At 61.5% G+C, this 20,548-nt stretch carries 18 protein-coding genes, 2 tRNA genes and 1 other RNA gene; 16 read left to right on the forward strand and 5 right to left on the reverse strand.

Going from position 1 to position 20,548, the window contains the following annotated elements; genetic code table 11:
* Window positions 1–644: 644 nt before the first annotated feature.
* Window positions 645–1,985: a hypothetical protein gene (locus CCOY_RS00565; RefSeq protein ID WP_092101176.1), complete on the forward strand. Its 1,341-nt coding sequence runs from the start codon at window positions 645–647 to the stop codon at window positions 1,983–1,985.
* A gap of 272 nt (window positions 1,986–2,257) precedes the next feature.
* Here the strand turns inward: CCOY_RS00565 and CCOY_RS00570 are convergent, their stop codons facing one another.
* Entirely contained in the window at window positions 2,258–3,262 is a 1,005-nt protein-coding gene (locus CCOY_RS00570) for a prephenate dehydrogenase (RefSeq protein ID WP_092101178.1), read from the reverse strand.
* Between the two features lie 50 nt (window positions 3,263–3,312).
* Between CCOY_RS00570 and CCOY_RS00575 the strand changes: the two genes are divergently transcribed.
* The 8 genes from CCOY_RS00575 to CCOY_RS00610 all read left to right on the forward strand — a co-directional run bounded on the left by CCOY_RS00575 (window position 3,313) and on the right by CCOY_RS00610 (window position 9,409).
* Window positions 3,313–3,795, forward strand: coding sequence for a tRNA adenosine deaminase-associated protein (locus tag CCOY_RS00575; RefSeq protein ID WP_070421603.1), 483 nt, complete (start codon window positions 3,313–3,315; stop codon window positions 3,793–3,795).
* A gap of 28 nt (window positions 3,796–3,823) precedes the next feature.
* The gene (locus CCOY_RS00580; protein ID WP_092101180.1) at window positions 3,824–4,258 is read left to right on the forward strand and encodes a nucleoside deaminase; all 435 of its coding nucleotides are present in this window, start codon (window positions 3,824–3,826) and stop codon (window positions 4,256–4,258) included.
* 76 nt (window positions 4,259–4,334) lie between these two features.
* On the forward strand, window positions 4,335–4,562 hold the full coding sequence (locus tag CCOY_RS00585) for a CsbD family protein (protein ID WP_070614363.1): 228 nt from the start codon (window positions 4,335–4,337) through the stop codon (window positions 4,560–4,562).
* Window positions 4,563–4,601: 39 nt separating this feature from the next.
* Window positions 4,602–4,689 (forward strand) — tRNA-Ser (locus CCOY_RS00590).
* A 58-nt stretch (window positions 4,690–4,747) separates the two neighbouring features.
* The gene (locus tag CCOY_RS00595) at window positions 4,748–7,111 is read left to right on the forward strand and encodes an MMPL family transporter (protein WP_092101182.1); all 2,364 of its coding nucleotides are present in this window, start codon (window positions 4,748–4,750) and stop codon (window positions 7,109–7,111) included.
* Complete coding sequence (gene tgt / locus CCOY_RS00600) at window positions 7,108–8,364, forward strand: tRNA guanosine(34) transglycosylase Tgt (protein WP_092101185.1); 1,257 nt, start codon at window positions 7,108–7,110, stop codon at window positions 8,362–8,364. Before CCOY_RS00595 ends, tgt begins: the two co-directional genes overlap by 4 nt.
* Before the next feature lie 218 nt (window positions 8,365–8,582).
* On the forward strand, window positions 8,583–9,008 hold the full coding sequence (locus CCOY_RS00605; RefSeq protein ID WP_141739354.1) for a hypothetical protein: 426 nt from the start codon (window positions 8,583–8,585) through the stop codon (window positions 9,006–9,008).
* A gap of 77 nt (window positions 9,009–9,085) precedes the next feature.
* On the forward strand, window positions 9,086–9,409 hold the full coding sequence (locus CCOY_RS00610) for a helix-turn-helix domain-containing protein (RefSeq protein ID WP_083279335.1): 324 nt from the start codon (window positions 9,086–9,088) through the stop codon (window positions 9,407–9,409).
* Window positions 9,410–9,720: 311 nt separating this feature from the next.
* Here CCOY_RS00610 and CCOY_RS00615 read toward each other — a convergent pair whose 3' ends face one another.
* Entirely contained in the window at window positions 9,721–10,377 is a 657-nt protein-coding gene (locus CCOY_RS00615) for a queuosine precursor transporter (RefSeq protein ID WP_070614360.1), read from the reverse strand.
* 19 nt (window positions 10,378–10,396) lie between these two features.
* Between CCOY_RS00615 and gluQRS the strand changes: the two genes are divergently transcribed.
* The 3 genes from gluQRS (at window position 10,397) to CCOY_RS00630 (ending at window position 14,857) form a co-directional block, all read left to right on the forward strand.
* Window positions 10,397–11,320, forward strand: coding sequence for a tRNA glutamyl-Q(34) synthetase GluQRS (gene gluQRS, locus CCOY_RS00620; RefSeq protein WP_070614369.1), 924 nt, complete (start codon window positions 10,397–10,399; stop codon window positions 11,318–11,320).
* Window positions 11,321–11,463: 143 nt separating this feature from the next.
* Window positions 11,464–14,184 carry a YPDG domain-containing protein gene (locus CCOY_RS00625; protein WP_092101187.1) on the forward strand — a complete coding sequence of 907 codons (2,721 nt, stop codon included), beginning with the start codon at window positions 11,464–11,466 and terminating at the stop codon, window positions 14,182–14,184.
* 115 nt (window positions 14,185–14,299) lie between these two features.
* On the forward strand, window positions 14,300–14,857 hold the full coding sequence (locus CCOY_RS00630) for an LURP-one-related/scramblase family protein (RefSeq protein WP_070421596.1): 558 nt from the start codon (window positions 14,300–14,302) through the stop codon (window positions 14,855–14,857).
* Between the two features lie 54 nt (window positions 14,858–14,911).
* Here CCOY_RS00630 and CCOY_RS00635 read toward each other — a convergent pair whose 3' ends face one another.
* Window positions 14,912–15,412 carry a ferritin gene (locus CCOY_RS00635; protein WP_208856607.1) on the reverse strand — a complete coding sequence of 167 codons (501 nt, stop codon included), beginning with the start codon at window positions 15,410–15,412 and terminating at the stop codon, window positions 14,912–14,914.
* A 67-nt stretch (window positions 15,413–15,479) separates the two neighbouring features.
* Between CCOY_RS00635 and CCOY_RS00640 the strand changes: the two genes are divergently transcribed.
* Window positions 15,480–17,009: an N-6 DNA methylase gene (locus CCOY_RS00640; RefSeq protein WP_167594488.1), complete on the forward strand. Its 1,530-nt coding sequence runs from the start codon at window positions 15,480–15,482 to the stop codon at window positions 17,007–17,009.
* Here CCOY_RS00640 and CCOY_RS00645 read toward each other — a convergent pair.
* Both CCOY_RS00645 and CCOY_RS00650 read right to left on the reverse strand, forming a co-directional pair.
* Window positions 16,993–18,309, reverse strand: a complete 1,317-nt coding sequence (locus tag CCOY_RS00645) for a hypothetical protein (protein WP_092101191.1) — start codon at window positions 18,307–18,309, stop codon at window positions 16,993–16,995. The two genes, CCOY_RS00640 and CCOY_RS00645, sit on opposite strands and share 17 nt — an antisense overlap.
* 53 nt (window positions 18,310–18,362) lie before the next feature.
* A tRNA-Ser gene (locus CCOY_RS00650) sits at window positions 18,363–18,448 on the reverse strand.
* Window positions 18,449–18,579: 131 nt separating this feature from the next.
* Between CCOY_RS00650 and ffs the strand changes: the two genes are divergently transcribed.
* The 3 genes from ffs to CCOY_RS00665 all read left to right on the forward strand — a co-directional run bounded on the left by ffs (window position 18,580) and on the right by CCOY_RS00665 (window position 20,543).
* Window positions 18,580–18,675, forward strand: an RNA gene (gene ffs, locus CCOY_RS00655) — signal recognition particle sRNA small type.
* 70 nt (window positions 18,676–18,745) lie between these two features.
* Window positions 18,746–20,017: an aspartate aminotransferase type Ic gene (locus CCOY_RS00660; RefSeq protein ID WP_092102908.1), complete on the forward strand. Its 1,272-nt coding sequence runs from the start codon at window positions 18,746–18,748 to the stop codon at window positions 20,015–20,017.
* Window positions 20,007–20,543: a hypothetical protein gene (locus CCOY_RS00665; protein WP_092101193.1), complete on the forward strand. Its 537-nt coding sequence runs from the start codon at window positions 20,007–20,009 to the stop codon at window positions 20,541–20,543. The genes CCOY_RS00660 and CCOY_RS00665 overlap by 11 nt, the downstream gene beginning before the upstream one ends.
* Window positions 20,544–20,548 lie beyond the last annotated feature (5 nt).

Below are 20,548 nucleotides of genomic sequence, written 5' to 3' on the forward strand. Positions count from 1 at the left end.
TAGCAGATCGAAAGATGCCGGTGGTGTTTGTCCAAGTGGCGTTGGGCATGGTGTTTATTAGTGGGCTCATCGGCTAGTTGGGCGCGAAACGTACTAGCAGAACAGGGCTAAAGCGCCCTGTTTTTCGTGTCTCGAAGGCTATTGTTGCGTGTGTGCTCGTAAAACGGGGGTAATTTCCGGGGGTAAGCAGGTGGTGCGGATTGCTGAACAATCCGCACGTCACACCCATTTCGAGCCGTTTTCACAGTCGTTGAACAATCCTCCCGACCATTTCTGGGCTGTTTTGAAGTGTTGTTCCGGCATTTCCCCAGGTCGCGATTCAAACGGGCGGGTGTTGGCTGAAAACACCCTTAAATCGCATACTATGCATGCATAAAGATTGTTCAACGAAGTGCACTCGGGGCAAATCAGATCGTTCAACAACCCTTCGCGTCGGTGATTCTTGTGGGTTGGATTGGTGAACAATCCAGACGTTAACCAGGGTGAAAGCGTTGAACAATCCAGAAAAAACGTTGAACAATCCCGCCAAAAATCAACGTGTCCAGCAATCGTTTTACCTGCGCATACAAACTGCATAACCTTATGGATGTCAGGAAGAACAGGTCCTGATCAGCGAAACAAGAAATCACCAAGGAGCACCACCAATGCGCAACGCCATCCGCAACACCATCGCAGCAGCACTGACTGCCACCATGGCCATTGCCGGTATCACCCCCGCCAATGCGTGCGACGCTTGCGATGAGCAAGCATTGATCGCCCCGGTTGATTTCGGCGCTGGGCTCGACCTGGTTGACTCTGATGGTGACGGTCTTCCCGACGTATGGGAACAACACGGTGTCATCTTGTCTGACGGCACTGCAGTACCGCTTCCCGGTTATGGGGCTGATGTGAATCGTCCGGATCTGTTTTTGCAACTGAACTGGATGGCGTCCGAATACCGCAGCCTTGGCTGCGAAGACACCTACGTTGACGCTTGTGATTTCGCTGACAAGCGCAACCTTGGCCCGTCCGCATCGATGTTGCAGGAGATGGTCGACCTGTTTAACGACCACGGCATTAACCTGCACATCGACGCAGGCGAGTTGTTTACCAACATCCCCAACTACACCCCACAAGGCGGGGAAACCGTCGACTACAACCGCTACTACTTCAAAGATGAAATCCAGGCCTACAAACTGCTCGACAACATCGACGAGTTCTTAGGTGAGCGTGACAACATCTTCCGCATCGGGGTTATCGGTGATCAGATTGATCAAGGTAACTACGCCTCGGGTATTTCCTTGGTTGGCGATAACTCGCTTTTCATCGCCAATAACCGCCTGATGGGATCAGATGCAAAACTGCGCAACACCATCCTGCACGAATTAGGCCACACTCTAGATCTTCGCCACTGGGGTGCTAACGACACCGTCGGCGAGTTGATCAAGGGTGTATCGCTTCCGATGGCGCCTGGGTATGACTCGGTGATGAACTACCTGTACCAGTTTGGCAAGTTCAACTACTCGGAAAAGCCATACCTGCTTGAAACCCCCAACGGCAACGCAGTTGTCCCCGCCGACTGGGACGTACTAAAGATCAATACTGCGCGTATTGCTGCTGACAACCTTGAAATCGGCGACTTCAGTGCCATGGCAGGTGCCATCATCGACAACAAACCAGAAGCACCCGCCAAGGAAGAAAACAAGGTAGAAGCACCCGCCGCCGACAAGGCAGACGACAAGGTAGAAGCACCAGCACAGGTCGAAGCCGAAGCAGAAGCCCCGGCCAAGGCTAGGAACAAGGCTAACGACAAGGCCGAGGAGCAGGTACAAGACCAGGCTGAAGCTGAGCAGGACGCACCGGCCAAGGTGGACAACGCCAAGAAGCAGGCAGACAACAACAAGCCTGCAGGAGCAGACGTCAACATCGTCGCCATCGTCGCCCCGATCGTCGCACTGCTGGCCATCGTCGGAATCGGCATCGGCTTCGCCAACATGATGCTCTAACCAAACACCCAAACCACAAAGAGTGTGCCCCAATGAGGGCACACTCTTTTCGTTGCTGCCCCTGATCGTCTAGCACCCCCGCACATACAGCTAGACGGTCTCGAAACCGCTTTCACAAACCCCCAGGTGATAACGAACACCATGGTCAATACGGAGCTCATCGTCTGGTTGCACAAACACAGAGCTAGACGACCAGGGAAAACGGCCGGCTAGAACCCCGGGGAACCCCAGGGATCAACCCCCCAAGCCCCCAACCCCCCAGAAAACAAAACCTAGAACACCTCGACGCGTCCGCCGAGGGACTCCACCTGCTCGAGTTGGCGGACCCAGCCCGGTGCGCCAGGGTGGACGCGCATGACCGGGCGGGAAGAAATCTTCACGGGGGAGACGGACTCGCGGCGGGCGCCTTTGCGGGCTGCCATGCGCAGGTAGGCGCGGTTGCCAGATTCCGCTAGCTGCTTCATGGACGCCGGATCGTCCGCAAGAGAAGTGCGTGCGGCTTGGAGGAGTTCGATGAACTCGTCGAGCACCGGCACGAGCGAGTCGGCGTTGGTTTCGCACATGTTGCGCACGAGTTCGGGTTCCGTACTAGCTACCCGGGTCGCGCCTCTAAAGGACCCGGCCGACAGGGACTGTGCGAGCGTGCCGCCCCGGTCGCCGACCAACGAAAGGGCTTCGGCGATGACGTGGGGGAGGTGGGAGACGCGGGCGACGGATTCGTCGTGAAGCGATACGCGCACGGGGACCGCCTCCGCACCGACAACGGATGCGAGCCGGCACACGGTGGTGAACAGGGCAGCCCAGTGGTCGTCGGCAAGGCCTTCGCGCGCGTAGTCATACGTTACGGCCCACGCGGCGCCCTCGAACAGGCCCTCGTGGGAGGCGCTCCAGCCGGAAAACTCGGTGCCCGCCATGGGGTGGCCGCCGACGTAGCGGCCCTGCATGTCGCGCTCGACGATGAGGTCGTACACGCGCTCTTTGACGGATACCACGTCGGTGATGTCGCACGTCGGGGCGAACGAAGCTACCTGGTCCAGCACGGACGCCACTGCCGCCATCGGCACCGCAACCACGATGAGCGCGTTGTCGGCCTCTGCGCGGCGCAGCACTTCTTCCATGTTGTCGGAGACGTCGAAGCCGTCCCGTTGTGCCGCGCGTGCCCCGTGCATGGTGTAGCCAAAGACGCGTTCGTTAGAGATGGTCAGGTCGCGCATGAGCGACCCGCCGATCAGGCCGAGGCCGAGAATGCAGATGGGGGGCAGTTGGTAGGTAGTCACCGCGTTAAGTCTAGTGACACTTTGGCCCGCGCGGACTACGCTTTCGTCCCATGAGTCAGGACTTCACGGACGGGTTTGCCGTCACCGTCGCTCAGGTTGGGGGTTCGTGGCAGGTGCGCGAGTTCCGCGACGATTTCACGGACCTTTCCACCTCCATTGACGCTGTGCGCGGTTTGCGCAGCGAGGGCGCGGCGTTTGCGCTGCTCAACGTGGAGGATGACTATTTGGTTGTGGTGCGTCCGGGCCCGTCGAAGGTGCGTGTGTTGATTTCGGACGCGACGATGGCGGTGGATGATGATTTCGCGGCTGACATCCTCGATGAGGCCGACGTGGACATCCCCGACATCGACCCGGATGAGCTGGACAACGTCGACGGCTGGGCTGATGGTGATTTTGCCATCCTCGCGGACCTGGGGTTGTCCGAGGAGCAGTTGAGCATTTTGCTTGACGACGACGCCGACCCGGCCGATCTCGCCCACACCATCGCCGACGAGTTGGGATTTGGCGACGAGCTTGCTGATGCCGTCGATTAGCAAACCTGCCCGCCGGGCTGAAGAACGGATGCGGGAGGCGATCGAGGTTGCCCGCATGACCCCGCCTTGCGATGTACCGGTGGGGGCTGTGGTGTTCTCCCCGGAGGGCGAGGTCCTTGGGGTGGGGGTGAACCGCCGGGAGGCGAACAACGATCCGACCGCGCACGCGGAGGTGGAGGCCATCCGGCAGGCGTGCGAGGCGTTGGGGAGGTGGAGGCTGGATGGGTGTGAGCTCGTTGTCACGCTGGAGCCCTGCACGATGTGTGCGGGGGCGATCTTGGGGGCGAGGGTGTCGTCGTTAATTTTTGGCGCATGGGAGCCGAAGACGGGTGCGGTGGGTTCGGTGCTGGATGCCATCCGAGACCCGCGGCATCTGCATGTCCCTGAGGTACGCGCCGGCGTGCTGGAGGAAGAAACTGCCAGGTTACTGAGTGATTTCTTTGAAGAGCTGAGGAGTAATTGAATCGTTACCCAAAGTGTTCGGGTTTGTCCCTACACTGGGCGACTGCACCGAATTTCAACGAATAAAGGAGAACATCATGGGTTTGGATGACAAGCTTGATCAGATCAAGGGCCAGGCTAAGGAAGCGGCTGGCGACCTTACCGATAACGAGAAGCTTCAGAACGAAGGCAAGGCCGATCAGCTGATCGGCAACGCTAAGGAGAAGCTCTCCGAGGCGGGCGACGCTATTAAGGACAAGGCCAACGAGGTTGCAGCCAAGGTTGAGGACAAGGCGGACGAGGTCCGCGACGAAGCTGACCGCTAAATTTGGTTTCTTGGCGGCGCTGCCGTTAATCTAGTCGGCGGTAGCGTGTCCGAGCGGCCGAAGGTACTCGCCTCGAAAGCGAGTGTGGGTAAAACCACCGCGGGTTCAAATCCCGCCGCTACCGCCAAGTGTTAAAGCCCCCGGCAACGGGGGCTTTTTCCGTATCACAGAAGGAACCCTTTGACGTGGCGAAACTGCTGTACAACCTCGGACGTTGGTCCTACCTGCACAAATGGCGGGTGATTGTGGCGTGGCTGCTGCTGTTCGGTGCGACTGCGGGCGGCGCGTTTTCGTTGATGAAGCCGTTTACCTCCGAGTTCGCAATCGAGGGCACACCGGCTATCGACGCGCTGCGCGACATGGAGAAAAACTTCCCCGATGCCGGCAATGTGGCCACAGCCCCTGGCGTGAACTTGGTGTTCGCCGCGCCTGAGGGTCAGCGCCTGGATACGCCCGAGCATATGGCGGCGATGGATGCCACCGTCGGCTATATCCGCGACCATCTCGGGGTGGAGGGGGAGCGCTTCGGCAATCCAGTGACGGTCAACGGCGAGTTGCAGCGCATGGTCATTGGCCAGATGACTGAGATGGGCATGCCGCGAGAGCGCGCGGAAGCGGATGCGTATCAGTTGCGCATGCTTAGCGATGACGCCCGCATCGCCTACACCACTTTCGAGTTCGACGCTGAGTCGTCGATGTCCGTCGACCAGGCGGACCGCGACGTGGTGAACGAGGCTATGAAAATCGGCCGGGACGCGGGCCTTCAGGTGGAGGCCGGCGGCGCCGGTTTCGGCGAGCCAATTGCCATTAAGACCACCTCAGAGATGGTCGGCCTGGCCGTGGCGTTCCTGGTGCTCGTGGTCACCTTCGGTTCGCTTGCTGCTTCGGTGATCCCGATCATCTCCGCCGTGGTCGGCGTGGGCATCGGCGCGCTGCTGGTGCTGCTGACCACCCACTGGGTGGAGCTCAACGACGTCACCCCGGTCCTTGCCGTCATGATCGGCCTGGCCGTGGGCATCGACTACGCCCTGTTCATCCTGTCGCGCTACCGCCAGGAGGCACGCCACCTCCCGCCGGATGAGGCGGCCGGAATGGCTGTCGGCACCGCGGGTTCCTCGGTGGTGTTCGCCGGTGCCACGGTCTTTACCGCGCTGGTCGCCCTGGCACTGGCGCAGATCGAGTTCCTCACCTGGATGGGCCTTGCCGCCGCCGTCACCGTGTTCATCGCGGTGCTCGTCGCGCTGACGCTTGTACCGGCGTTGCTTGGCGCGTTCGGCTCGAAGACCTTCGCGGGCAAGATTCCCGGTCTGGCCGGTAATCCGGGTCCGGGTAAGCGTCCGGCGAAGGACCTCGATGAGAATTCGATGGGTAGGCGGTGGGTGCGCTTCGTCGAAAAGGTGCCGGGCCTTGTTATGGCAGTGGTCGTGCTGGGGCTCGGCGCGCTGTCCACCCCGGTGCTTGGCTTGGAGATGTCGCTGCCGTCCGACAGCACCTCCAACTACGACACCACCCAACGCAAGTCCGCGGACCTCATGGCGGAAGGCTTCGGACCCGGTGTGAACGCCCCGCTGCTGCTGGTGGTTGATGCACACAGCGTCAACCCCAACTCGGAGATTCTCCAGCCGTACATGTCAGCGATACCGGATGAGGCTGGCGGCGACGCCCAAAAGGCAGCGCTCGCGTCCTTCATCTACACCATGGGCGAGATCGGCTCCGTCAACGGCATCGAACACGCGCAGCTCATCGCAGCTAACGACGACCTCACAGCCGCCCAGATCCTCGCCACCCCAACCGGTGGTCCGGAAGAGGAACGCACCTTGCAAATCGCCCACGGCGTGCGCGACGCGATCAGCCAGGTGGAAGACGCCACGGGTATCGACGTTGGCCTGACCGGCCTGACCGCCGTCCAAATGGACATCACCGAAGAACTCTCAAAGGCCATGCCGCTGTACCTGTCCATCGTGGTGGGGCTGGCGATCGTGCTGCTCGTTATCGTGTTCCGCTCCATCATGGTGCCGCTCGTGGCAGGCCTTGGCTTCCTGCTGTCCGTCGGCGCCGCCTTCGGCGTGACCGTGCTGTTCTTCCAAGAAGGCCTGTGGGGTTTGGTGAACACACCGACCCCGATCCTGTCCTTCCTGCCGATCTTCCTCATCGGCGTCACCTTCGGCCTGGCCATGGACTACCAAGTCTTCCTGGTTACTCGCATGCGCGAGGCCTACTTGCGCAACGGCGACGGCGACCGGCTGCGCGCCGTGCACGAATCCACCGTGCAAGGCTTCACCCAGGCCGCCCGCGTGGTCACCGCCGCCGCGATCATCATGATCGCCGTCTTCATCGCCTTCTTGGATCAGCCGTTGCCGTTCATCCAGATCTTCGGCTTCGCACTCGGCGTCGCAGTACTTTTCGACGCCTTCTTCATCCGCATGGCCCTCGTCCCCGCCACCATGTTCCTCCTCGGCCGCGCCTCGTGGTGGATGCCAAAATGGCTGGACAAACTCCTCCCCGAGGTCGACGTTGAGGGCACCGAACTAGAAAAGGAACACGCATGACGCAGCAGACGGACACCACCTTCGAGGTCGGCACCCAGCTGGAGCCCGCGCCGGGTAGGCATGGCCGCACCGGTGTGATCCACACCCCGCACGGTTCCATTCAGACCCCTGCGTTCATCCCCGTGGCCACCAAGGCGACGGTGAAAACGCTCACGCCCGAGCAGATCCGCTCCACCGGTGCGCAAGCGATCCTCTCCAACGCCTACCACCTGTACCTGCAGCCAGGGCCCGACATTGTCGACGAGGCCGGCGGCGTCGCCGCCTTCGAAAACTGGCACGGCCCCACCTACACCGACTCCGGCGGCTTCCAGGTGATGAGCCTCGGCGTCGGCTTCAAAAAGGTCCTCGCCATGGACACCGCAGGCCTGACCGAGGGCGACATCCGTGCGGCGAACAAGGATCGCATGGCGCGTGTCGACGACGACGGCGTCGACTTCAAATCCGTCATCGACGGCTCCTCCCACCGCTTCACTCCTGAAGTGTCGATGCAGATCCAGCACCAGCTGGGCGCCGACATCATGTTTGCCTTCGACGAACTGACCACGCTTGTGGATACCCGCGCCTACCAGGAGCATTCCGTCGAGCGCACCCGACGTTGGGCCCGTCGTTGCCTCATCGAGCACGACCGCCTGACCGAGGTTCGGGCGGACAAGCCGCTGCAGTCCCTGTGGGGCGTGGTGCAGGGGGCGCAGTACGAGGACCTGCGCCGCCAGGCGGTGCACGGCTTGTTGGATCTTCACCGCGAGGCGCTCGACGAGGGCCGCCGTGGCTTCGGTGGCTTCGGCATCGGTGGCGCCCTGGAGAAGGAAAATCTGGGCACGATCGTCGGCTGGGTCACCGACGAACTTCCTATCGACATGCCACGCCACCTGCTGGGCATTTCGGAGCCGGACGACATCTTCACCGCCGTCGAAGCTGGTGCCGACACCTTCGACTGCGTTGCCCCGACGCGCCTCGGCCGCCGCGGCGGCGTGTACACCCTGGACGGCCGCATGAACCTCGCCGGCGCCCGCTTCAAGCGCGACTTCTCCGGCGTGGACGAGGAGTTCGGCGGCTACGTCTCTGAGAACTTTTCCCGCGCCTACATCCACCACCTGCTCAAGGCGAAGGAGTTCCTGGCGGGCACGCTGTGCACGATCCACAACCTAGAGTTCATGATCCGCCTCGTGGACAACATCCGCCTTGCCATCGACGCCGGCGATTACGAGGCCTACCGCGACGAGTTCCTCGGCCGCTACTACGCCGGGAAGTAGGGGACATGTAGTCGCGCAGCCAGCTTAGGAGCAAACCCGAACTCGACCCGATGTCCTGTTAGACGCCCTCTGGGGCACTCATGTGCTCGATCTAGCAAGCAGGGTGAGTTCGGGTTTGCCCCTAAGCTGTGATTTGCGGGTCTAGGGTTGGAGCGATTTTGGGGAAACTTCGAGCCGCATCCGGCTAAAGTGAATCGCATTGGGGAATGGGGGATAGTTTGGCTGAACCAACTTGGAGTATTGAGGTTTTTGACGGTGGGAATTTTGCCCGTTTCTATAGCCGGTTGGATGAAGCAGAGCGCACTGTCGTAGAGGTAGCGATTGAGCATGTGCTCGCACCGTTGGGCATCGATATCTGTGCCAGCGAGTGGGGAAAGAATTTAGGGCAGGGTCTTTTCGAACTACGAATACGACGTGACATCGAGACGATCTTGCGCGAATTTGGTGCAGCGGAAAGGGTTGGCGAAGTTCCAAAGCGGTGGAGGCGGAAACGGGTGCTAATTCGTGTCTATTGCACTTTCTATGGTCAGCGAATCGTTTTGTTGCTCGGTGGATACAACAAGTTGCGCGATCCAAGTCGAAAGCAGGAGCAGAAGGAAATTCGTGCAGCGCGCTCCGTTTTGTCTGCCTGGAAAAGAGAGTAAATACGCCTTGCTGTTATGGGGTTAAACACATAAACTTGCTGCTGGTTACCTATTAAGCGGAGCGTGGGGGTGAACAAATGGCCACTACAAAGTTTGAAGACTTCATCCAGCCATATCGAGAATCGGAATCGCCAGCAGCCGAGGTAATTCGTGATGCGGCAACGCGAGCGTTTGCTGCGGAACTTGCAGAGCGTAAAGCGGTAGGTGCTGCACTTGCGTCGGCCCGGCATGATCGCGGCGCAACTCAGCAATCTGTTGCTGATGCTGCCGGAATTCAACAGGCTGAACTGAGTCGCATAGAAAATGGAGTTGGGAATCCGACGGTAGAAACGCTGCTTAAGGTTCTAGCTGCGCTGGATTTGCGCTTGGCCTTCACACCGGCTCGTAAGGGACGGAACTGAGAAAAACTTTCGCCGAGCACATCGTGAACTCCCAAGGACAACTCGGCATGTTATTGAGGATCCCATCTTCCTGGGCTCCAGGGCGTCCCAACTCGTTCAGATGGCAGATCACGTTGCGTGGAGTGCGAATTCGTCGTTAATGAAAGTGCCCAAACACAAGTTCGCCCACAATTGGTACAGCGAGTACCTCGCTCCACGTGATCCTTCCAGGGGGGCCACGCGAGTTAGATTAGAAACAGCTAGACCCCCTTGGTCCACACGTGTGGAGGGGGTCTGCATCAGCAACAGTACAGGTTTCGGAGCCCTGTGGGTTACACGCTCTCGTCGGCAATGCGATGTTCGGCGCGGCGCACGGCTGCGATCGTCGGATAGGTGATCGGCAGCAGCACGACCTCCATGAGGGTCTTCCACAGGAACCCAACAACGACGTAGTTGATAAACGTGCTCGCGGAATCGACGCCGATCACGCTCGCGGCGATGGTGCAGAACAGCAGCGTGTCCGCGAATTCGCCGACAATGGTGGAGCCGATCAGGCGCGCCCAGAGGCGGTCGGTGCCGAAGCGGTCTTTCATCTTCTGCAGTACCCACGCGTTGAGTAGTTGACCCACTACGTAGCCGGCGAGCGAGGCCGCGACGATGCGCGGCAACAAGCCCAGGACTGCGGCGAAGGTGTCTTGCATGTCGTAGAAGTCCGCCGCGGGCAGCCAGATGGCGATGTAGAACGTCACCACGGCAAGCACCGCGATGAAAAAGCCGGTGAACACGGCGCGGCGTGCGGCTTTGAACCCGTAGACTTCGGCGATGACGTCCCCGATGACATAGGAGATGGGGAAGAGGAAGAAGGCCCCGTCGGTGACCAGCGGCCCGATGACCACGCCTTTTTGTGCCGTGATGTTTGAGATGAGAAACACCGCGCAGAACACGGCGAGCAGGTACGGGTATGGGGAGCGGGATACGCGCGGTGACATGCGCAATATCATTGCACATATGGCTGTTTTCCAAGGTCCTGCTGGTCGCTATGCGCCGAGTCCGAGCGGCGATCTCCATTTTGGCAATTTGCGTACGGCGGTGTTGGCGTGGTTGTTTGCTCGCCAAAGCGGCCGGAAGTTCTTTTTGCGTGTGGAGGATATTGATTCGGAGCGTTCATCCGCGGAGTCGGCGCTGCGCCAGATTGAGGACTTGGAGGCGCTCGGCCTCGACTTCGATCCTCCGGTGCTCTACCAGCACGATCGCGGGGACGCGTATGCAGATGCGCTGGCTCGCCTGGATACGTATGAGTGTTATTGCACGCGCCGGGATATCCGCGAGGCGGCATCCGCGCCGCATGCGCAGCCGGGGATGTATCCGGGGACGTGTCGTGATCTCACGGAGGAGCAGCGTGCTTTACGACGACGCGACCTCGCCGACGAGGGCCGCCTCCCCGCAATCCGTCTGCGGGCCCACGTGCGTGAGTGGACGGTTGAGGATTTCTACCACGGTGCCTACACGGGGCCGGTTGATGATGTGATTTTGAAGCGCGGCGGGCGTGTGGATCAGGCGCAGGCGGGGGATTGGGCGTACAACTTGGCGGTCGTTGTGGACGACGGTTTTCAGGGGGTGGATCAGGTTGTGCGAGGCGACGATTTGTTGTTTTCTGCCCCGGCACAAGCGTATTTGGCTGATCAACTTTCTCTCGTGACGCCTTTTTATATTCACGTTCCGCTTGTGGTGGGGCCAGGGGGTCGTCGATTAGCAAAGCGCGATGGTGCTGTCACCTTGCGGGAGATGTTGGCCGATAAACGTCAGTCCGACATTGTGCGTGATATTGCCGGGTCGCTCGGATATGGCCAGGTAGATAGCGTGAATGGTTTGTTGGATGTGTTCGAACCGTCACAACTGTCGCGCGACCCATGGACGTGGGAATCTTTGTAATTGCTGTGTTTTAGTGAAGTATAACCTGTTTTTTATATGTTAAAACTCTTGCGGTCGGTCTGAAGCTCACTCATATTTGGAGGAAGGTCACGTGGCTGCGTTTGGGGACGCACCACTGGGCAACGAACCTCTAAGGAGACTTCATGATTTCGAAGAAGATTGCTGCGAGCACCGTTGCGCTTGCCCTCGGTGCTTCGGCTGTTGTCGCCCCGCAAGCAACCGCGCTGCCAGAAGAATTCACAAGCCCTCCGGGTCGGACCGCGAACCCACAGCAGGGCGCATGTGCTGTTGTGTTGGATCAGAACATCACCACGGTGAACCCTGGCGTGGCGCTGAAGACAACCCAAAACGGGGTCAGCGTGGGTGTTGGCCTCGACGAGGTAGACAACGCTTTCGTGCCGTGGGTGAGCGTAAGCGCTGACAGTGAGCGGGTGTTTCAATCCGGCACGGCGTTCATCGTTGTTGAAAACGTAGGTACGCAGGATGCAACCCACTCCTACAAGCTTGAAGCTCTGAAGAAGGGCTCCGTTGAGATCAAGCGCAAGGGCAATGAGCCCGTTGAGATGCTTGATGTCAACGAGGTTGCGCTGATTGATCAGGAGTCGTTTTCGCTGAAGCGTGATCAGAAGCGCACGGCCGTTGTGAGGCTGGCTGTGGACAGCAATCAGCAGGCGCAGACGTGGGCCTGGAAGGTCAATAATCCGACGATCTTGGCGGCTGAGAAGACCCGCGTCAGCCCAACTGTGCAGATTGAAGTCGCCCCGTGGGTATTTGAGACCGATGACTGCGCGCCAATTGTTGCTTCTGAGCAGCAGTCCCAGGCGATCATCGCGGACGGCAATGAGTACGACACCGGCATCACGGTGGCCAATGCGGAGAACGACTACCAACGTTTGACCGGCAACGTTTCCATCGCTGGCAAGAAGATCGAGGGTGCCAAGGTGCGTGTCGACGACACCGGCAAGGTCTACGTCACCCTCCCCAAGGGCGCGACCGGTTCGGTTGATGACGACAAGGCGGCGAAGGTTGATGTGGAGATCATCGCGAACCCTCGCGAGGCCACCAAGGACGAGGATTTCGACGCCTACAAGAACCCACAGGTACTGCGCGTTGCAACCGAGGACGGCGTTGTTGATCAGGACACGCCGAAGTTCACCGGTTCCGTCCCCGTTGCCAAGTTTGCTCCCGCCTACAACACGCCGAACACGGTCAAGCCGGGTAGCTCCGTTGATGTCGCGTTGAAGGCACAGCCTGGCGACGTCCGCGGCATCGCCGTCGACGCCACCTACACCGTCGTCGACGCACCGGAAGGGTGGACCGCCGAACCAGCCAAGGACGGCACGCTGAAGGTCACCGCCCCGAAGGGTGCGAAGCACGGCGATACCGCCACGTTCACCGTGGACGTCACCTACGCCGACGGTTCCAAGGACACCATCGACACGGTGGTGACGGTGCGCGAGACCGATGCAAACCTGAACACCCCGGGCTACGGCGAGACCTACGGCAAGGTCGGGGTGGAGGTCAGCCTCGAGCAGAACAACAAGAACCTGCCGGAGGGCTCCACCTTCACCATCACCCCGGGCCAGGACTTGGGCGATTGGGTGCCGAAGGTTGATCCGACAACCGGCACCATCACCGTCACCATCCCGGGCTCCGCAAAGCCTGGCGATGTGAAGACGATCCTGGTCGACGTGACCTACCCGGACGGTTCCGTGGATAAGAACGTTCCGGCGAAGGTCATCGTCCACGGTGCCCCGGAGTACCCGGAGGTAGAGAAGACCCCGGGCCAGAACGCCACCTTGAAGCCGAAGAAGGACGACGTGCCGGGTGGTTCCACCTACGAGATCACCCCGGGCCAGGACCTTGAGGAGTGGAACCCGCAGATCGACGCCAAGACTGGCGACATCACGGTCACCGTGCCGAAGACCGCGAAGGATGGCGACGAGAAAATCATCGACGTCACCGTCACCTACCCGAGCGGCAAGACCGACGTCGTGCCGGCAAAGGTCACGGTGAAGGTCCCGGATACCCAGCCGGGCAACGGCACCGACAACACCACCCCAGGCGACAACAACAACACCACCACCGTGATCGTTGTCTACCCGGGCCAGAAGACGGAGGTTCCGCCGCCGAACGGTTCGGGCGAGTGGAAGATCCCGGACAACCCGAAGATCCCGGAGGGTTGGAAGGTCGAGGTCAACCCAAGCACGGGCAACCTAACCATCACCCCGCCAGCCGACGTGAAGCCGGGCACCAACATCACCATCCCGGTGGAAGTGAAGACACCGGACGGCAAGACCACGATCGTCGAGATCCCGGTCAAGACCGACAACGGTTCCATCCCGAACGACCCAGGCCAGAAGCAGCCGCAGAACCTGGTGTCTGACCAGGGCTCCTCGGAGAACTTGAAGAAGTGCTTCGACAGCATGTCGTCCGAGAACAACCCACTGCTGTGGCTGGTTCCGCTCGGCCTGCTGATCGCCATCGGTGCACCGCTGGCCGGCCCGCTCGGCGCCGAGCTGGGCAAGGCAGCAGCGAACGTGTCGGAGAAGATGAACATCCCGAACCCGCTCGAGCAGTTCGGCCTCGGCGGCGAGACCAACCGTCGCCCGCAGCCGGAGTGGATGCGTCAGATCCAGGTTGAGGCTGACCGTCTGCAGCAGCAGTTCGGCCCGGAGGTCACCCAGGCAGCAGCCATCGGTTTGTCCCTGGCTGGTCTGGCAGCAGGCATTGGCATCCTCGCCGCCCTGTGCAAGGACGGCGAACTGCCGGAGTGGGCCCAGAGCTCCAAGTCAGACGCGAAGGGTTCCTCCAACAAGGGCGAAGGCAAGAGCGACGGTAAGGAGACCGAGGAAACCGCCTAACCCTTCTCTTCCGAACACCGTAAAAGGCTGACACCAGTCCACACTCGGAACTGGCGTCAGCCTTTTACGCATTTCTGCCCAGCACGCGCAGCGGGGCAGCACTACGATTTACATCATGCTGCGGGAAAACGAAGTCATTATCCGGCAAACCAAAATCTTCGGCCGCAACGAGTTCGCGATCGAAGCACCCACCGGACAACCCCTTGGCACGGCACGGCAAACGAAGCTCAACATGAAAGACGTGCTGAGCCGGGCCTCGCGCCAAGTCGACGTGTTCGACGCAGGCGGCACGCACCTTATCAGCATCGAAGACCCGATCGACCTCATCCGCGACAGCTACACCGTGCGTCTGGTCACTCCCGCGATGGAGCTGGCGCGGCTGACATCGCGGTTCAAGCTCATGGGCTCAAAATTCGACCTCGACATCGCAGGGTTTCCCGAGGTGCAAGTCGAAGGCAAGGTGTTCAACCGCAACTACACGCTCACATCGCAGGGCCGCCCGATCGCGCACGTGGTCGCGGAATACAAAGGCTTCGGGCGCGAACTGACCGGCAAGTCGGACTACCGGGTGCAGTTCGAGCCGGAGCTGAGCGAACGCCAGCACGCTGCGATCCTCGGTGTGGTCATCGCGATCGACATGTGGCGGGTCAAGCGCCGCCAACAATCCAGCTAGACACAAACAAAGCCCCCGCACGTGACGGGGGCTGAACGCGAAATCCGGGGTGGGTTACGCGTCGGAGTCGGTGGAGCGGCCGGCCAGGCGGGCGTCGATACGCAACAGGCCCGAGCCGTCCTTGCCAACAAGCTTGAGCTGGTCGACGATCTCGCTCACGGTCGACTCTTCCTCAATCTGCTCCTCCAGGAACCAGTTCAGCAGCGGGCGGGAGCCCAGGTCGCCGACCTCATCGGCCAGGCGAGTGATCTGGCGGATCTGCTCCGAGACCTTCTTCTCGTGCGCAAGAGCAGCCTCAAATGCGTCGAGCGGGGTCTTGATCTCAGGCGCGTCGATTTCAATGTTGTGCGGCTTGACATGCTCGCCACGGTCAATGAGGTGCTGGGCGAACTTCTGCGCGTGGTCGCACTCCTCAGATGCCTGCGCGGCGAACCACTCGCTCAGGCCCGGGAAGGACAGGGCGTCCATCTCGTTGGCCAGGTAGCGGTAGATGTAGGCGGCACCGTACTCTTCGGTGACTTGCTGGTTGATTGCTTCGTAAAGCTTTGCGTCGATCATGCACGCGAGTATACAGCAGCCCAGATTGGAGCGGAAGAGTAAAAGAGCTATAAGCTCGGGCACCGTGCCCCAGGGATCGAACTTCTCCGCAAAGCGTGTCACCGCCACGCTGAACCGCCTGCGCGCGCACCCCGAAATCGCAGGCCAACAGGCATGGCTGCGGGGGATCGCGGCGCACTCGAACGCGTTGCGGCCCGACCTTGCGCCGGTGGTGGAATCCTACCTGGGGGTCGAGCCGCTGGCAGAAGATGTGTTCGAAAACATGACCATCGGGGAGATCGCGGTTTGTTACGAGGCGTTCCTGGCGCTCAGCGACAGTAAGGCGCGCAAGGATGCGGGCCAGTACTTCACGCCGGATGACGCCGCGGCGTTCATGGCCCAGCACGTCAACCGTTTCCCACAGGGCACGTGGGTGGACCCGTGCTGTGGCACTGGGGTGCTCGCGTGGCACCTTGCGCGGAAGGTTGATGGGGATGTGGGGGGCTTCGTCGCAAAGCAGTTGATCCTGGTGGACATCGACCCGGTCGCGCTGCACACCGCGGTGGTGCTGCTGTCGCACTTCCTCGCGCCGGGCGACACCGCAGGCTTTGAAGCGCTCGCCGCGCGTTGTGTGGTGGCCGATTTTCTTCACGACGACATCCCCGCCCACGACTTTGTCATCATGAACCCGCCGTACGCCTCCACTGCGCGCGACGACACGTTCGCCACCGCCGCCACCCGCGACCTGTTCGCCTATTTCATGGAGCGCGTCGCCACCACCAGCCGCGGCTTCATCGCGGTCACGCCCGCCTCCTACCTGGGCGCGCCGAAGTTCGCAGGGCTGCGATTGCTAATCGACGACCACCTCACCGGCGGCGACATCACCGTCTTCGACAACGTCCCCGACACCCTGTTCCGCGGCTACAAGTTCGGCTCGTCGAACACGTCGAAAACCAACTTTGTGCGCGCTGCCGTCACCGTGTGCCCGCCGGGGGCAAGCGCGTGGCGGGTCACGCCGATCTTGCGATGGCGTGCGGCATCAAGGGCAGCCTTGCTGGAAAAGGCACCGCATCTGCTCGCCCCACGGCAGGTCGGTCAGGGAGGGGAGTGGCTGAAAATCCACCCCGACCACCAGGACATCTGGCGGCAGATGCAGGGGTGGGAGCGCACCATCGCCGACCTCGTCGTGCCTGGCCCGACCGAGTTTTCGCTCACCGTAGCCACCACTCCGCGCTACTACATCTCCGCCGCGTTCGGGGAGTTGAGCCGGCGCTCGAAGCAGGTGCTGCACTTCGCCACCGCACACGACCGGGACCTCGCGGCGGTGACGCTGAACTCGTCCGCGCCGTATTTGTGGTGGCGCTGGCACGACGGCGGCGTAAGCCTCACCCGTCGCGTGCTCATGTCCGTGCCAGTGCCCGACCTAGAGCCGGTGCTTATCGACGACATCCGCGCCTCCGAACGCAACAACCTAGTCACCAAACTCAACGCCGGCATTGTCAATGAAAACGTCAAGCACCCCTTCGCCCTTGTGGAGCGGCTCAACCGCGTGGTGTTCGGGCGTGACGTGGACGTGGCGGCGGCGTACGCACAGGACCTCACAGAAGTGCCGTGAGCAAATACTTTGTGCCGCGCGCGAGTGCCATGTCCATCTCGTACTTCGGCTTGCGCGGCGACCCGTCCTGCTGGCGGCCCTGGTTGAAGACTTTGATGATGCCGCGGGCGATGGCGTCGCTAATAGATGCAGTGTCCGGGAAGTAGTACGCCTCAATGCTGGTCACCGTGTGCGCGACCTTGAGTTTGCGCGAGTTCGGCTTGCGGTTCTTGACCACCTTGTTGCGCTTAGCCATGTGCCAGCGGTAAAACGCGTCCTCGTCGGTGTAATCCGGCACAGTGTTGACCACGATGAACCCGACCCCGTCCTGTGCTGCGGCAAGATCCACCGAGTACTGGTCGTTCAGCGGCGTGCGGTCCGCTTTGCCGTCGCTGGAATGCACCTTCAAATCCCACGTGCGGGTGCCCTGATAGTCGAACTCCGTGTGGCCGATGGTCGCCGGTCCGCCCTTGAACTTCTTGGCGTAAAACGGCAGGACCTTGAACTCGGCGTACCAGGCGAACCACTCCGTTTGGTTCCGGTTGCGGTACTGCGCCGCGAACATCTCCTCCACACACGTGCGCCCATCGAACGGCAGGCTCGCCCAATCGGTGTCCGCCCGCAGGCCGAGCGCCTCCGCAGCACCAGCGACGAGCGCGTTGGCCTCCAGCAGCGGGGAGGCGAAATCCTCCACGCCCGTGAACCTGCGCGTGGCCAAGTGCAGCAGGTTGTTCAGGCCGTTCAGCGTGATCGTGTAGCCGGACGAGTAATCGCTTGGTCCCCACGTCCCGCCGAGCTGTCCCGCCAGCCAGCGGCCGAGTTCGATCTTGGTTGCATCCTCCGGCGCGTTGTTGTTGTCGATCGCACGCGCCAGGTTCACCAGCACCGACTTGCGCTCTTTTGACCCCGGCCCGAGCGTCTCCGGGCCCGAACCCGTCAGCGCGCTAATGCGGTTGACCGCCTCCAACTTGTTTTTCGCCGGGGTGAAGTCGTCCGACGAGAGCTTGCTAAACGACGACACCCCCGACCCACGGGTGCGAGACGTCTGGGCGGTGAAGTGGTCGTCGACAATTGCAAGCAGCGTCGCCGCCCGACCGTCAACACCGGAGCCCAGGATGTACTGGGCGAAGTTGTCGAAGATGCTGTCGGCGATCTCCTCGGCAGTCCACGCGTCCTCGTACGGCACGTTAAGTTCCTCGGCGGCGGCAAGGGCGATCGCGCGCGGGATCATGCCCGCATCCGCAACCGTGAAACGGCCGACATCCAGCAGGTCAGCGAGTTGATCGAGCGCAGTGTGTGCAGTGTTCGCAGCGGTGGTCACGCACAAAACGGTAGCAAAAACGCCCCGCGTAGAAACGCGGGGCGTGCATTTTGCGGAGGATGTGGGATTTGAACCCACGAGGGTCGTGAAACCCGCACGCGTTCCAGGCGTGTGACATAGGCCGCTAGTCGAATCCTCCAGCGAACAACTTCCCCGGCATGCACCGGCGAAGCGTCTTTGGACATGGTAATGCACACACCCCACAAGACCAAAACCGCAGCGTGGCCCGGCGCAGGTTGTGTTCTGGCGGAAGAGATGGCTACAGTGTCAGGCAGGATCTCACGCGGTGTTATCTTGTGAACTCCCCCAGGGCGGGAACGCAGCAAGGGTCAGCGAGCTCTAGCAGGTGCGTGAGGTCCCTTTTTCATGTTCGGGGACGGATAGGCCGCTACGATGGTGGGCACGCAAAATTCGCCTTCGAACATCTGGAGTGATGATGTCTCTCAAGGACCTGGACGCAGCCCAGTTCAACGAACTCGCCGAGCGCACCCGCGCACAGTACGAGGAACTCAAGGCCCGAAACCTCAACCTGAACCTGACGCGCGGCAAGCCGTCCGCAGAGCAGCTCGGGTTCTCTGACGCGTTGCTGTCGCTGCCGGGGGCGGACGACTACACCGACAAGACCGGCGCTGACGTGCGCAACTACGGCAACCTCGACGGCATTGCGGACATCCGCGAGCTCTGGGCCGAGGCCCTCGGCGTCGCCCCGGAGAACGTCGTCGCGGGTGATTCCTCGAGCCTGAGCATCATGTTCGACCTCGTCTCCTTTGCCTACATCTGGGGCACCAACGATTCGCCACGCCCCTGGAAGGACGAGGAGACCGTCAAGTGGATCTGCCCGGTGCCGGGCTACGACCGCCACTTCACCATCGTCGAGCACTTCGGCTTCGAGATGATCCAGGTGCCGATGACCCCGACCGGCCCCGACATGGACCTCGTCGAGGAACTGGTGAAGGACCCGCAGGTCAAGGGCATGTGGTCGGTGCCGATCTTCGGCAACCCCACCGGCATCACCTACTCCGCCGAGACCATCGAGCGCCTCTGCGCGATGGAGACCGCCGCGCCGGACTTCCGCCTGATCTGGGACAACGCGTACGCGATCCACACGCTGACCGACGAGTTCCCGGACAACCCGAACGTCCTCGAGATCTCCGCGAAGCACGGCAACCCGAACCGCTTCTGGTACATGTCGTCCACCTCCAAGATCACGCACGCTGGCTCGGGCGTGGCGTTCTTTGCCTCCTCCAAGGAGAACCTGGACTGGTACAACAGCCACGCCGGTGTGCGCGGCATCGGGCCGAACAAGGTCAACCAGTTGGCACACGCTCGCTTCTTTGGCGATGTCGACGGCCTGCGCGCCCACATGCTCAAGCACTCCGGTTCGCTCGCCCCGAAGTTCGAGGCTGTCATCGGCATCCTCAAGGAGCGCCTCGGCGAGTACAACGTCGCCGAGTGGACCGAGCCGACCGGCGGCTACTTCATCTCCCTGGACGTCAAGGACGGCTCCGCCAAGCGCGTCTGGGAACTGGCCAAGGAGGCCGGCATCACCCTGACCAAGGCCGGCGCATCCTTCCCGGGCGGCATCGACGAAAACGACGAGAACATCCGCCTCGCACCGTCCCTGCCGCCGCTCGACGAGGTCCGCACCGCCATGGACGGCGTTGCCACCTGCGTGCTGCTCGCATGCATCGAGGCGCATGAAAACTGATCAGGTCGCCGCATGGCTCGGGTCCTTCATGGACATCGAGCTCATGCTTATCGACGACGCCGCCGTCGCCCTCACCACCATCAACTCCACCCCTGCGGCCTGCACCGTCGGCTTCTCCCAAGTCGACACCGGCCTGGTCATCGACGGGGATGGGGCGACTGATGTGCGGTGTGAGATTGTGACGGTGGGTGGGGTCGTCGATAAGCAATTGCCCGGGCGCGCCGTCGTTGCCGCAGCCCGTGCCATTGAGCGCCTCGGCATCCCCGCACAACCCGGCATGCTGCTCGAAGGCGCCCTCGACGAGCTCGGCACCACCGCACGCCACGGCTGGCTGCGCGAACCCGAACTCTTCGACCGCGGCACACCGCTATACCGCGAACCCGACAGGCTCACCCTGCTGCTCGAACTCGTCGCCCTCACCGACGACGAATACGCCATCGCCCGCAACCAAGGCCTCGACGTCCTAACCCGCAGGCTACGACGCCGCGGCACCAACACCACCGAATGGAATCGCGAGGCCGAGTAAGGTAG

This window comes from Corynebacterium coyleae, assembly GCF_030408635.1.
Classification (GTDB): domain Bacteria; phylum Actinomycetota; class Actinomycetes; order Mycobacteriales; family Mycobacteriaceae; genus Corynebacterium; species Corynebacterium coyleae.

Excerpts from the sequence above, each read along its gene's own strand:
- CCOY_RS00565 (WP_092101176.1), top strand. The coding sequence starts at position 645 with ATGCGCAACGCCATCCGCAACACCATCGCAGCAGCACTGACTGCCACC.
- CCOY_RS00575 (WP_070421603.1), top strand. The coding sequence starts at position 3,313 with ATGAGTCAGGACTTCACGGACGGGTTTGCCGTCACCGTCGCTCAGGTT.
- CCOY_RS00580 (WP_092101180.1), top strand. The coding sequence starts at position 3,824 with ATGCGGGAGGCGATCGAGGTTGCCCGCATGACCCCGCCTTGCGATGTA.
- CCOY_RS00585 (WP_070614363.1), top strand. The coding sequence starts at position 4,335 with ATGGGTTTGGATGACAAGCTTGATCAGATCAAGGGCCAGGCTAAGGAA.
- tgt (WP_092101185.1), top strand. The coding sequence starts at position 7,108 with ATGACGCAGCAGACGGACACCACCTTCGAGGTCGGCACCCAGCTGGAG.
- CCOY_RS00610 (WP_083279335.1), top strand. The coding sequence starts at position 9,086 with ATGGCCACTACAAAGTTTGAAGACTTCATCCAGCCATATCGAGAATCG.
- CCOY_RS00615 (WP_070614360.1), bottom strand. The coding sequence starts at position 10,377 with ATGTCACCGCGCGTATCCCGCTCCCCATACCCGTACCTGCTCGCCGTG.
- gluQRS (WP_070614369.1), top strand. The coding sequence starts at position 10,397 with ATGGCTGTTTTCCAAGGTCCTGCTGGTCGCTATGCGCCGAGTCCGAGC.
- CCOY_RS00625 (WP_092101187.1), top strand. The coding sequence starts at position 11,464 with ATGATTTCGAAGAAGATTGCTGCGAGCACCGTTGCGCTTGCCCTCGGT.
- CCOY_RS00630 (WP_070421596.1), top strand. The coding sequence starts at position 14,300 with ATGCTGCGGGAAAACGAAGTCATTATCCGGCAAACCAAAATCTTCGGC.
- CCOY_RS00660 (WP_092102908.1), top strand. The coding sequence starts at position 18,746 with ATGTCTCTCAAGGACCTGGACGCAGCCCAGTTCAACGAACTCGCCGAG.
- CCOY_RS00665 (WP_092101193.1), top strand. The coding sequence starts at position 20,007 with ATGAAAACTGATCAGGTCGCCGCATGGCTCGGGTCCTTCATGGACATC.